Consider the following 12,484-nt stretch of genomic DNA (forward strand, 5'->3'; position numbering starts at 1 on the left):
TTACATGAAGTTTCGCCCTTTGTGAAATACCTTGTTCACCGAATTTTCGCTGGGCGGAATCGTATTGCGCTCATTCGGTACCGGGGCCGTAGTTTCGTCGCCCCTGGCTAATGTAATTATTGGTGCATCCTTGAATTCGGGAGTCAGTTTTTGTAATAGCCCGGATAGGTTAAAACATTTGTTAACCACTACGTGGATGACCTTGCCTTCTATCTGCACTTTACCCTCAACCATCAATAAGCGTGTTTGCAATATTTCTTTTCGGTACTGATCAAACTTGTCTGCCCACACAACCAGGTTAGAAAAGCCGGTCTCATCTTCAATGGTAATAAATAAAACGCCTTTTGCCGTTCCGGGGCGTTGCCGCACCGTAATAAGGCCCGCTACTTTAACAGGGTCGCCGTTCTTTAATTCGGACAGTCTACATGTTTCCATAACATGCAGCATTTCCAGCTTTTCGCGTACAAAACTTACCGGGTGCGCCTTCAATGATAGCCCTGTCGAGGCATAGTCATGTACCACATGTTCGGCCTGCGACATAAACGGCAGACTGATCTGCCCTTCGAAAGCACTTTCGGATGGCTGTCCGTTGAACAATCCAACGGGTTTATCATTTAGTGCCGGTACTTCCCACAATGCTTCCCGGCGGTTAAGTTGAATCGAACGGAAAGCATCAGCATCGGCGAGCTTTTCTATAGCTGCCTGCGGTATGCCCGAATCACTAAGCTGGTGCAGGCTTTCATATCGCTCCCTTCTCCCGGCTATCAGCATTTCCATTTCGGCTTCCTTCAATCCCTTTACCTGCCTGAATCCTAAGCGAACAGCGCAATACTCACCATCTTTTTCCTCTAAGGTATTATCCCATATCGAATAATTGATATCAACGGGACGGACAATTACCCCATGCTTCTGCGCATCAATAACTATTTGCGCGGGCTGGTAAAAACCCATAGGCTGGCTATTGAGCAAAGCCGCAGCAAACACATCAGGATAATGGCATTTGAGCCAGCAGGAAATATAAACCAGGTAAGCAAAGCTAATGGCATGGCTCTCGGGGAAACCATAGCTGCCAAAACCTTCCAGTTGTTTAAAAACACGGGTTGCAAATTCCTCCTTGTAGCCATTGTTGACCATACCATCTACCAGCTTCTTTCGATGCTGGCTAATTTCACCTTTTGCTTTAAACGTTGCCATATTACGGCGCAACACGTCCGCTTCAGCAGGTGTATAACCGGCAGCTTCAATAGCTATTTGCATTGCCTGTTCCTGGAACAAGGGAACCCCTTTGGTTCTTTCTAATATTTCTTCTATTTCCGGGGATGGATATTCGATGGGATCAATGCCATCGCGCCTGCGTAAATAAGGGTGCACCATATCCCCCTGTATCGGCCCGGGCCGTACTATGGCCACTTCTATCGCCAGGTCATAAAAATTCCTGGGTTTTAACCGTGGAAGCATGGACATTTGCGCGCGGCTTTCGATCTGGAATACGCCTAAGGTATCAGCTTCACAGATCATATCATAAACCTTTTCATCGTCATGCGGAACATTAGCCAAAGTGAGATTCAGACCGTAATGCTGTTTTGCCAACACAAAGGCTTTACGTATGCAGGTAAGCATGCCTAAGCCGAGCACATCTACTTTTAAAATACCCAGGTCTTCCAGGTCGTCTTTGTTCCATTCCAGTTGGGTACGATTTTCCATCCGGGCATTCATTACCGGGCAGATGTCCGAAAGCTTGCACCGCATGATCACAAAGCCCCCGGTATGCTGCCCCAATTGTCGCGGAAAGCCCATCAGTTGCTCCGTCAGTTCAAGCACCCTGTACAAATGCGGATCGTCAGGATTTAAGCCCTGCTCTATTATTCGTTGACGATCAAAAGCCTCCTCCGAAAAACTCCATATTGCACCGGCCAGGCGTTTAATGGTATCTTCTGATAAGCCCATCGCCTTGCCCACATCCCGGATGGCGCCTTTATGCCGCTCCTGTGTTACGGTAGCAACAATTCCAGCATATTCGCGCCCATAGGTTTCATATATCCATTGGATGATCTCTTCGCGGCGCTCATGTTCAAAGTCCACATCTACATCGGGCCATTCATCCCGGGCATCTGACATAAAGCGTGAGAAAAGCATTTTTTGCTCGGTAGGGTCGACCGGTGTTATACCCAGGCAAAAACAAACCGCGCAATTAGCCGCAGAGCCTCGCCCCTGGTGAAGAATCCCCAGTTCTTCGGCTTTTTGCGTGTACTCGAATATTCGCAGAAAATATGGGGCCAGCTTACGCCTTTTGAAAAAATCCAGTTCAAATTGGATCTGGTTCCTATGCTTTGGTTTCATCCTGTCCCCGATCCTCTTTTTTGCGCCAGCCCACGTATGTTCGGCAAGGTGTTCATCTGCGGTTCGGCCATCAGGGCTTTTCCATTCAGGTTCAAGATATTTCAGCGTATCTAATGAGAACTTGCATGCATCGGTTATTTCATCTATCCGGCTGATGGCCTCCGGATAATCCATAAAAAGCCGGTCCATCTCATCAATCGTTTTCAAATGGCGCTCGGCATTAGGGTGCAGTTTAAACCCGGCATTACTGATGGTGCACTTTTCGCGAACGCAGGTTAAAACATCCTGTAGCCGGCGTCTTTCGGGCAGATGATAATAAACATTGTTAGTAGCCACCATAGGCGCCTTTAATTGCGAAAGACGGTAAAGCCACTTAGCATCGTCGCCGGCGTAAGCACGGCAAGCCGCTACGTACAAATCTTTTCCAAATACTTCCCGGTATTCCCGGATATCATTTTTAAAATCATCATCGAAATCAAAGCGCGAATTAAGTGATAATGGTGGCACCGCTATGAATTTGATACCTTCGGCGTGCTCAAATACGTCCTGCTTGTACAGGTGGCACTCTCCTTTTTCAGCCCGCAGGTTGCCTTTGGAAAGCAGGGCACACAGTCGCCCCCAGGCGGCAATAACGGTAGGGTAAGCCAATAATGAAGTGCCATCCAGCAGATCGAGGCGACAAGCCGGTATAAATTGAATCTTTTCGTTCTCATCCTGTGTACCTTTTGATGCCTTTGCCGTTTTAAACGCCCGCACCACACCCGCTACGGTATTTCTATCAGTTATGGCGATAGCTTTATACCCAAGCCGGATAGCTTCGCGTACCAATTCTTCGGGATGCGAACCGCCCCGCAGAAAGCTAAAATTGCTGGTTACCTGTAATTCTGAATACTCCATAACGTTCAGGCAAAAAAACCGTGTAAAAACCACTGCCGGCTTTTATCATTATCATAGTGCCCCAGCCTGAACAGCCAGTAACGCTGCCCCTTGTTGTCCTCTACATAATAATAATCGCGGTGCTCGCCATCCTCAATCCACCATTCATGCTCAATGCGTTCAGGGCCGTCCGATTTAATAATATCGTGCTTTTCGCCCTTGTAAATGAAAAACTTAGGAGGATAATCCGGTGTCTTTACCATCACCTCGATAGGTTCCGGTCGCGGCAGCATCAGTGACGGTCTTGGCTGCGCGGCGCGCCATACTGTAGTGGGTTTTTCTTTTAATGACACAGCTATTTTGATCGACCTCTCCGGCCAGTGATGTTCCTGCGGCAGGTAGCGTTTTATACTATTAACTCCTATTTTATTACTCAGTTTATCAAGCAGTTCAGCTAAACGATGGTCTTCGAGGCTGCAATCGTCATCCACCGTCCATAGCGCTTCCTGCTCCGGTTCAACCTCCTCCACTTTTGGTGCATCAAGAGTAAAAAGTTCGATCCCCAAACGCGGTTCGATGGTTGGTATTTTTAATTCGAACAGTTTAAACAGGTGGCCGGTATGATGTGATGCAAGCCCGGTTCCGATGCTTATTTCCAGCACTTGCCCGTCTACCCGGTAACATTTTAAAATTGCTGTTCGTAATCCCATTCCGTCCTTTTGCAGCCTATGACAAAGGGCTTCCAGTAACTCCCTGATCGCTATTTCGATACCCGTTGCAGTGCGGATCGGTTCAAGGCAGGGCAAGCGTTCATGATAAGGTATTACAGGCTCCAATAACTCCAGGTGCTCATCCTCCATGCCTAATGCCTGGTTGAGTCTGAGTAATAGTTCCGGTCCGAAACGACGGCGCAATACGGAACGGCCCATACCCATAAAAGCTTGTATATTATAAAATCCCAGCTTGGTAAGCCGTTCAATTATCAGTTCATCTAAACGTAAAGCTGCCGGTGGTAACGATAACAATGCTTCAGTTTGCTTACCCGGCTCTACTATCGGATTTTTTTGCCCGAAACGTGCTACGGCCCAGGCTGCGCCTGCGGTATCCGCCATCGCTCCACGGGCATCGTATCCTTTGCTGCGCAATACCCTGATGATAGTACCCAGGTAGGGCCGCTCGCCGCCCCACAAATGCGCACAGCCCGATATATCGAGTATCAATCCTTCGGGCAGATCAATGGCTACCAAAGGCGTATAACGTATGCACCACTCGCCAAGGGCCTTCAGCAACTTAGCATTTTGACCGGGCAAATGATCTATCACCATTAACGACGGTACAATGGCTTTGGCATCGGCAGCGGCCATACCGGGATTAATGCCGTGCTTTTCGGCCAGGTGATTGGCAGCGATAACAAGAATGCGTCCGCCCGAGGGTTCAACAATAATAAAAGGTACAGTTTTTAGTTCGGGCCGGCGGAGGGTGAACCAGTCCGCTAGTAAATGACGGAACCAAATGGAAACAAAACGCCTTTGCATCATCAGCCTGCTTTACGTCCGGGCAGTTGAATAATGTCCGGCTCCTCTTCAGCTATATTAAAGCCGTTGCCATCCCACGAAACTGTCCAGTTGCCCGGCTTTCCGTTTCGTACTTTTAACAATTCAACCTGCCAGCGCGGGAATCCTATACCCGGTAGGCCCCCTTCTATTTCGCTTGAGAGCGAAGTAACCTGCCAGCGTGCAACGCAGGTTGAAGCTCCTGCTTTTTGAGGGTTGTTATGCAGGATAAACCCGGTTACTTTACTGCGCTCGACAGCTAATTGCAATCGCCTCGACTGTGCAAAGGTGATAGTTTGCAGTTCTGCTATCACGGCTGTCAGGCCCTCGCATTTCAAAGCCTCTTCCATCACCCAAAGAATATCCTTTTCGCGGTTTACATCTACAAAAATTATGTGGTGCGGAGGCATATTAAAAAACATCAGCGATGGCGGAAACAGCCTGTGATATCTGCTAATCCACAGGCACACTCCTCCTTTTGAAGCCAGTGCCGATACCACACCGGCCATAAAACCTGTACTTGCTGCAAGGTGTTCAGGCGTGGGGCAAAGCATTTCGTGTATAGCGCCAACCGGGAAAACACCATTCGGAAAGGCACCCTCTATGCTGCCCAGACCAAAACTGCCTAAAGCATCTAATGCGGGCGGCTTAAAGCCCTCCCACAGCAAAATATCTTTTCGCAGCTTATTGATCGTATCTTGTCTGGTGGCCTGCATCTGGTAAAATCCGGGATAACAAAATTGCTAATATTTTTAGTATTATTCCCAAATTATTTTCATTTTTGTTTTGTTATGGTAAAAAACACGGGCTTGATAACAGAAGCAAAAGTTTGGCTGAAAGCTAATAATGGCCCCGGCGAGATCATTCGCATCGTGGTCGACTCGGGCATCGGCAGCAAGGTTACTGCTTATAACCTATACAATACTTTTGATGAAACACCCGACTACCTGGGCAGGATACTGTTTGATGACGAAGGCTATTGGATATATGACGGTTCAGTTTTCTCTATAGCCGAGCAGGAGCAATTGGCAAAGTTCATTATCGATTATGTTAAAAAGCATACGATATCGAGTGAGCTGTTTTAACAATCTTCTACTTCGATATAAATCAGGAAAAGCTTATTTAAAGTATTCCTGGTAATTTATTTAGATAGATACGCAGGCTTATTGATAAAATCAATCCTGATTATTATCTTGCTTCTCTAAACCCTAAACAATGGACGCACAATTAACACCCAGCAACAACTTTACTTTTTGCAAATCCTGTACTTCAACTGTTACTACTAACGATCAGTTTTGCGCAGATTGCGGATATCCTCTTGCCGGAACCGAAGAGGAGCAAAAGAAATTTTTAATGGACAAAAGTTACAAGGAACTAAACCTGGAGGAAGCTAACAAAATGGTAAAAAAGGCAAGCTATGCACTATACTATGTTGCCGGTGCCACAATGGTAGGCGGCCTCATCGTTTACGCATTGGATAAAACCGGATTAGGTAGCACCCTTCTGCTTATAAATTCAATATTAGCAATTCTTTTTGCTGCCATAGGTTTCTGGTGCACCCGCATGCCATTAGCCGGAGTAATTACAGGCACATCATTATACGCCCTAATATTCATACTCAATGCCATTGAGAACCCGGTTACGATAGTAAGCGGTATCATTTTTAAAATTTTCATTGTCGGATGCTTTATAAAAGGTATTAAATCAGCCATAGAGGCCGAAAAACTAAAAAAAGAACTCAATATTGGCTGATCTGATCCTTACCAACGATGCGGACGAAGTACAATTGCCCCATTGTGGTAATTGCGATCAGCCTATACATGAAAACAGCCGTTTTTGTAATCATTGCGGCCAGGCTCAAACAATAATTTCTGAAGGTTCGACCGAAGAGAAATGGAAAGCTATAAAGCAAGCTGCTTTATTTTTCGGTATACATGCTGTTGCTTGCTGTGTATTTAGCTTTGTTGACTATTTCAAAACATTTACATGGTCAGTAGTTTTTGATAGCTTCCTCGCAGTAATTGCGATTGTCTTTTTTGCCATTAACTGGTCGAAGCTCAAAAATGTGCTTGTCTGGAACAACTTTTCAGCCTTAAGATTATTGGGATATTGTTGCATAGCTGTAGTCGGTTCGCTTTTAGTGCACTTTATCGTCGGATGGCTCAATAGAAAACTATTTTCTACCGACTTTTCCTATTACGAATTTTATGCATTTCACAGGTATAGTATCGCATTGGCAATCCTTTTCGTCGCTGTAATGCCGGCTTTGTTTGAAGAATTGGGCTATCGCGGGTTTTTGCTGGGAAAGCTTATGCTGGTAACTGATACCAAACAGGCCATTATTATCAGTTCATTTGTCTTTGCCATCATGCACCGGTCTATAATTTCACTTTTCTGGCTTATACCGTTCGCTTTGCTCCTCGGGCGTGTTCGCACTAAGGAAAACACACTGTGGTATGGTGTATGTATGCACTTCTGTTTTAACTTCACTGCAATTACACTCGAAATAATACAGTGGAATCATCATTTGTAAAACAGATATACCACAGCGTGCAGGCCTTTCTTAATCTCGCCTTAAAAAGCTACTTTTGCGCTGAAATGGAGCACATTCGTAATTTTTGTATCATAGCGCATATCGATCACGGTAAAAGTACTTTAGCCGATCGTTTGCTTGAATATACCAATACTATCTCACACCGCGACGCACAGGCGCAGCTTTTGGATGACATGGACCTGGAGCGTGAGCGAGGGATTACTATCAAGAGTCATGCTATCCAGATGGATTACGAGCTTGACGGGCAGAAATATGTATTGAACCTGATAGATACACCGGGGCACGTGGATTTTTCTTACGAGGTTTCAAGATCGATAGCTGCCTGTGAGGGTGCATTGCTTATTGTTGATGCTGCGCAGGGCATACAGGCCCAAACCATTTCCAACTTATACCTGGCTTTAGAGAACGACCTGGAAATTATCCCGGTACTGAACAAAATGGACCTGCCCGGTGCTATGCCCGAAGAGGTGAAGGACCAGATAGTCGACCTGATAGGCTGCAAACGCGAGGAGATATTGGCGGCTTCCGGCAAAACGGGTTTGGGCGTTCATGATATTCTGCGGGCAATAATAGAACGTGTCCCCGCCCCTGTCGGCGACCCCAAGGCTCCGCTGCAGGCTTTGATATTCGACTCGGTATTCAATTCATTCCGCGGTATTATTGCTTATTTCAAAGTAGTTAACGGCGAGATACGCAAAGGCGAAAAGGTAAAGTTTGTAGCTACGGAAAAACAATATCTTGCTGATGAGGTAGGTACGCTTAAACTGAATCAATTACCTAAAGATGTCATCAAAACCGGCGACGTAGGCTATATCATATCAGGTATCAAGGAAGCGCGCGAGGTAAAGGTTGGTGATACGATAACACATGTCGACCGCCCTTGTGCCGAAGGCATACAGGGTTTCGAAGAAGTGAAACCTATGGTATTTGCGGGTATATACCCGGTTGATACCGATGATTATGAAGAGCTGCGCGAATCAATGGCCAAGCTGCAGTTGAATGATGCTTCGCTGGTTTTCGAACCGGAGTCATCAGCGGCTTTAGGATTTGGCTTCCGTTGTGGTTTCCTTGGTATGCTGCACATGGAGATCATCCAGGAACGGTTAGAGCGCGAGTTTGATATGACGGTGATCACCACAGTGCCCAACGTATCCTACAAAGCTTTTACGACCCGTGGCGAGGAGTTACAGGTAAATAATCCATCCGATTTACCAGATCCAAGCAAGATAGACTTCGTAGAGGAACCTTATATTAAGGCAACCATCATTACTAAATCTGAATTTGTTGGCCCGGTAATGTCGCTGTGTATCAATAAGCGTGGCATGATCACGAATCAATCCTACCTGACATCTGACCGTGTTGAACTGATATTTGAGATGCCGATGGGCGAGATCGTATTTGATTTTTACGATAAACTGAAAACCATATCCAAAGGCTACGCCTCTTTCGATTATCACCAGATCGGTTACCGCCAGTCGGACCTGGTGCGCCTGGATATACGCCTTAACAGCGAACCGGTTGACGCGCTATCATCCCTGATACACCGTAGCAATGCCTATGATTTCGGTAAAAAGATATGTGAAAAGCTGAAGGAACTGTTACCACGCCAGCAGTTCGAGATCATTATACAGGCATCGATAGGCGCCAAGATCATTGCCCGTGAAACGGTTAAGGCTATGCGTAAAGACGTAACCGCAAAATGTTATGGTGGTGATATTTCGCGTAAGCGTAAATTATTAGAGAAGCAAAAGGCAGGTAAAAAACGCATGCGCCAGGTAGGTAATGTGGAAATACCGCAGTCAGCGTTTATGGCGGTGCTGAAATTAGATTGATAATTAGAGCCAAGAAATAAGAGCCAGGAACCAGGAAGATCTTGACTCTTGATTCCTGGTTTTTGACTCTTATAGACATGCAATTACTCGACGGAAAATACGTATCAGAAAAACTAAAGCTTGAAATTGCCGAAGAAGCGGCTAAAATATTAGAGCGCACGGGCCGTAAACCCCATTTGGTAGCCGTTTTGGTCGGTCATGATGGTGGCAGCGAGACCTATGTGGCCAGCAAGATGAAGAATTGCGAAAAGGTTGGTTTTAAATCGAGCCTGGTACGATACGAGGATACGGTTAGCGAAGAAGAATTACTGGCTAAAGTGGCTGAACTAAATGCCGACGAGGATATTGACGGCATTATCGTTCAATTACCATTACCAAAGCATATCGACCCGGAAAAGGTAACCGAAAAGATAGACTACCGTAAGGATGTAGATGGTTTCCACCCTATCAATCTTGGCCGCATGCAGCGTAATTTACCATCGTTTATACCGGCTACACCTTATGGCATTACGCTGATGCTGAAGGAATATGGCATTGATACCACCGGCAAGCATTGTGTAGTGGTTGGTCGCAGTAATATCGTGGGTTCACCCATGAGCATTTTGATGGCGAGAAATACCAAGCCGGGCAATTGCACGGTTACCATTTGCCACAGCCGCACCCCTGATATTAAAAAGTTCACTTTAGATGCAGACATACTGATCGTCGCCATCGGAAAAAGGAATTTTATCACAGCTGATATGGTTAAAGATGGTGTAGTGGTGATCGACGTGGGTATGAACCGTGAGACCTCAGAAACGACAAAGTCAGGCTTTAAATTATATGGCGATGTCGATTTTGAAAACGTCGCACCAAAATCATCCTGGATAACCCCGGTCCCCGGTGGCGTGGGTTTGATGACAATAGTTGGTTTGTTAAAGAATACGTTGGCTTCGGCTAATAAAGAGGTGTATCAGTAAAACCAACTCAAAAAGTCCTCCCTGCCGGGGAAGATTCGGTGAGAATTATCTCAGGTATTCCTGCGGGATAAGATTATCTTCATTCTCATCGCACCAGGCTACGGATAGGATACGCCAGTTGCCATCCACCTGTATAAACTGCATGTAGTTAACGCCCCTGGGCAAGCGGCCCGATGTTTCTTCGCCTAAGTTATATTCGTAAACACTTATCCGCTGGGCCAGTTTGCCGAAAACCTCTGTCCTGGCATGCAGTTCATGCTGAATAAATTGATCCATATTGCCTTCGGCAATGTCCGATTCCAGGGCCGATACGAACGATTCAGCCGTAAACCCTATCGGGTGCTGAAAACTGTTGTTCACCAGGATGCCATCACCATAAAAAAGTATCTGAAGCTGGCTCAGGTCCGGCGCTTTCTCATTCCTGAAACTAACGGCTTTATAAAAATCCCTCGCCAGGTCGTTTATCTCGATGTTGCCCATTATTTAAATGCTTGTCTGAATTTCTCCCAGAATGAACTGATGCCAATATAAACAGAATCCTCCTTTATTTCAACTGGATAACTGTCTATATAATCGTTCTGGCCTTCGCTCCCTTTCCCGGTTTCCAGGCTATAGGAGTATCTGTGTATCGGGCAGACGAGTTTCCCGTCTTTGCACCAGCCCTGTGTAAGGTCGCCTCCGGCGTGCGGGCACTTTGCTCCTAATGCAAAAACTTTATTATCGTAACCAACAAGGCAGATGGTTTTTCCGCCTGCTTTTACCCTTTTTATAAATGTTTGCCCGGTGTATTTCAGATCAGGTATTTTATACCACTCCATGCTTTCAAAAATCGATCTTCAAATTCATTACTGAAGGATCTTTGATGATCTCGTCCATGTTGGTTTGCAGGATAACCCGTTTACGGTCGGCCGACACCAATGCTTTGGGATTGTTTACCTTTTTTACAGGTTTGGCAAAATTAAGCACCACTTTATAAGGCATATCTATCAGCATGGCTTTCGCCATTGAGAGCGTGGATTGCGCCTTTTTCAGGAAGGCATTGAACTTAGCCTTATCGATGATACGGTAAAATTTATGCGGGGTAACCTCATAAGCATAATAATCCTGCCCGCTGATAAGTTGCTGCGCATCAAAGCCCTTTACCTCGCTTTTATTCTTCGAGACCGAATTAAGGTTGCTTTCCGACTCAATTTTGGATATGTTTCTTAAGTAATATTGCAGGTCGGCAGCATCCTTTGCCTGGTGCGAAATACTTACTTTCATTTCGCTTTTTGGCAAGTTCATTCTTACCGACAGGTTACTGCTTTTTGCCAGGTTCGTCTGTTCCAGCGTCATCTTTTGCTGGGTACTGTCGGGCATAGCGCTGTAAAAATTCAGCGTAGTGTCCTTTATCATCGAAAATTGAGGGGTTGCTTTAATAGAGTCGGGCATCAGGTTCATCAATACCGACATAGCCTTGCCCATATCAAAAGTGTATGCTACTTTACATGAGCCATCCGCCTTAAAATCGTAATGCTCCTCCACGTCGACACAGGACGAGAGGCAAACCACCGCTAAAAACAATATTAAGACGTACGCTTTTCGCATAGGCGAATTTTTAAGTAATGGTAAAAAAATTAATTGAAAAATTCAATTAATTTTTAGGTGGTTATTGATTTGTGATCGGAGCCGGTTATGTTAATAAGCTGACACCCGGTTAACCAATCACAAATCTCTAATCACTATATTTGCACCCTCAAATATGGCACACCAGGTTCCGGACGACGGCACATTGCTTCCTTTGATGGAAGAATTTTACACGATACAGGGCGAAGGATTTAATACCGGTAAGGCGGCTTATTTTATCCGGCTCGGGGGCTGCGATGTGGGCTGCCATTGGTGCGATGTAAAGGAAAGCTGGGATGCCGAACTCCATCCGCTTACCCCGGCAGACCAAATCGTACAGAACGCTTTAAAACACCCTTCACGGGCAGTTGTGGTTACCGGCGGCGAGCCGTTGCTATATAACCTGGATTATTTGACCGCCAGGCTGCGCGAAAACGGCATCAAAACTTTTATTGAAACGTCCGGCGCCTACCCCATGTCGGGCCATTGGGATTGGGTATGCCTTTCGCCTAAGAAATTCAAAAAGCCGTCCGAAGGCATAGCACAACATGCTGATGAGTTGAAAGTGATCGTGTTTAACAAGTCGGATTTTGCCTGGGCCGAAGAGCATGCCGCAATGGTGTCTCCGCAATGTAAATTATATCTTCAGCCCGAATGGTCGAAAGCGAAGGAAATGACCCCGCTTATTGTTGATTATGTGATGAATAACCCCAAATGGGAGATATCGCTGCAAACGCATAAATATTTGAATATCCCCTAAATGCC

General features: G+C 45.9%; 12 protein-coding genes. 6 read left to right on the top strand and 6 right to left on the bottom strand.

Annotated features, from left to right (window positions below; translation table 11 throughout):
- The 3 genes from VL525_RS22370 to VL525_RS22380 are packed head-to-tail and all read right to left on the bottom strand — an operon-like array spanning position 1 to position 5,485.
- Positions 1-3,237, bottom strand: coding sequence for an error-prone DNA polymerase (locus tag VL525_RS22370; protein ID WP_325389918.1), 3,237 nt, complete (start codon positions 3,235-3,237; stop codon positions 1-3).
- A 5-nt stretch (positions 3,238-3,242) separates the two neighbouring features.
- The gene (locus VL525_RS22375) at positions 3,243-4,754 is read right to left on the bottom strand and encodes a DNA polymerase Y family protein (RefSeq protein WP_325389920.1); all 1,512 of its coding nucleotides are present in this window, start codon (positions 4,752-4,754) and stop codon (positions 3,243-3,245) included.
- Positions 4,754-5,485 carry an Error-prone repair protein ImuA gene (locus VL525_RS22380; protein ID WP_325389922.1) on the bottom strand — a complete coding sequence of 244 codons (732 nt, stop codon included), beginning with the start codon at positions 5,483-5,485 and terminating at the stop codon, positions 4,754-4,756. Before VL525_RS22380 ends, VL525_RS22375 begins: the two co-directional genes overlap by 1 nt.
- 93 nt (positions 5,486-5,578) lie before the next feature.
- On the opposite strand from VL525_RS22380, the gene VL525_RS22385 reads away from it, so the two are divergent.
- The 5 genes from VL525_RS22385 (at position 5,579) to VL525_RS22405 (ending at position 10,114) form a co-directional block, all read left to right on the top strand.
- Entirely contained in the window at positions 5,579-5,854 is a 276-nt protein-coding gene (locus VL525_RS22385) for a hypothetical protein (protein ID WP_325389924.1), read from the top strand.
- A 130-nt stretch (positions 5,855-5,984) separates the two neighbouring features.
- Positions 5,985-6,521 (top strand): hypothetical protein, encoded by a 537-nt coding sequence (locus tag VL525_RS22390; protein WP_325389926.1) that lies wholly within the window; start codon positions 5,985-5,987, stop codon positions 6,519-6,521.
- A complete protein-coding gene (locus VL525_RS22395) occupies positions 6,514-7,302 on the top strand; it encodes a CPBP family intramembrane glutamic endopeptidase (RefSeq protein ID WP_325389928.1) in 789 nt (262 codons plus the stop codon). Before VL525_RS22390 ends, VL525_RS22395 begins: the two co-directional genes overlap by 8 nt.
- A gap of 65 nt (positions 7,303-7,367) precedes the next feature.
- A complete protein-coding gene (gene lepA, locus VL525_RS22400) occupies positions 7,368-9,155 on the top strand; it encodes a translation elongation factor 4 (protein ID WP_325390081.1) in 1,788 nt (595 codons plus the stop codon).
- 77 nt (positions 9,156-9,232) lie between these two features.
- Complete coding sequence (locus tag VL525_RS22405; RefSeq protein ID WP_325389930.1) at positions 9,233-10,114, top strand: bifunctional 5,10-methylenetetrahydrofolate dehydrogenase/5,10-methenyltetrahydrofolate cyclohydrolase; 882 nt, start codon at positions 9,233-9,235, stop codon at positions 10,112-10,114.
- A gap of 45 nt (positions 10,115-10,159) precedes the next feature.
- Here VL525_RS22405 and VL525_RS22410 read toward each other — a convergent pair whose 3' ends face one another.
- Genes VL525_RS22410 through VL525_RS22420 form a run of 3 tightly spaced genes read right to left on the bottom strand, consistent with a single transcriptional unit; the run spans position 10,160 to position 11,701 of the window.
- A complete protein-coding gene (locus tag VL525_RS22410) occupies positions 10,160-10,594 on the bottom strand; it encodes a hypothetical protein (RefSeq protein ID WP_325389932.1) in 435 nt (144 codons plus the stop codon).
- A complete protein-coding gene (locus VL525_RS22415; RefSeq protein WP_325389934.1) occupies positions 10,594-10,932 on the bottom strand; it encodes a Rieske (2Fe-2S) protein in 339 nt (112 codons plus the stop codon). The genes VL525_RS22410 and VL525_RS22415 overlap by 1 nt, the downstream gene beginning before the upstream one ends.
- A 4-nt stretch (positions 10,933-10,936) precedes the next feature.
- Positions 10,937-11,701, bottom strand: a complete 765-nt coding sequence (locus tag VL525_RS22420; RefSeq protein WP_325389936.1) for a hypothetical protein — start codon at positions 11,699-11,701, stop codon at positions 10,937-10,939.
- A 154-nt stretch (positions 11,702-11,855) separates the two neighbouring features.
- Here VL525_RS22420 and VL525_RS22425 point away from each other — a divergent pair, with 154 nt between their 5' ends.
- On the top strand, positions 11,856-12,479 hold the full coding sequence (locus VL525_RS22425) for a 7-carboxy-7-deazaguanine synthase QueE (protein WP_325389938.1): 624 nt from the start codon (positions 11,856-11,858) through the stop codon (positions 12,477-12,479).
- Positions 12,480-12,484: the final 5 nt, after the last annotated feature.

This window comes from Mucilaginibacter sp. (assembly GCF_035492695.1).
In the GTDB taxonomy this organism is placed as follows: Bacteria; Bacteroidota; Bacteroidia; order Sphingobacteriales; family Sphingobacteriaceae; genus Mucilaginibacter.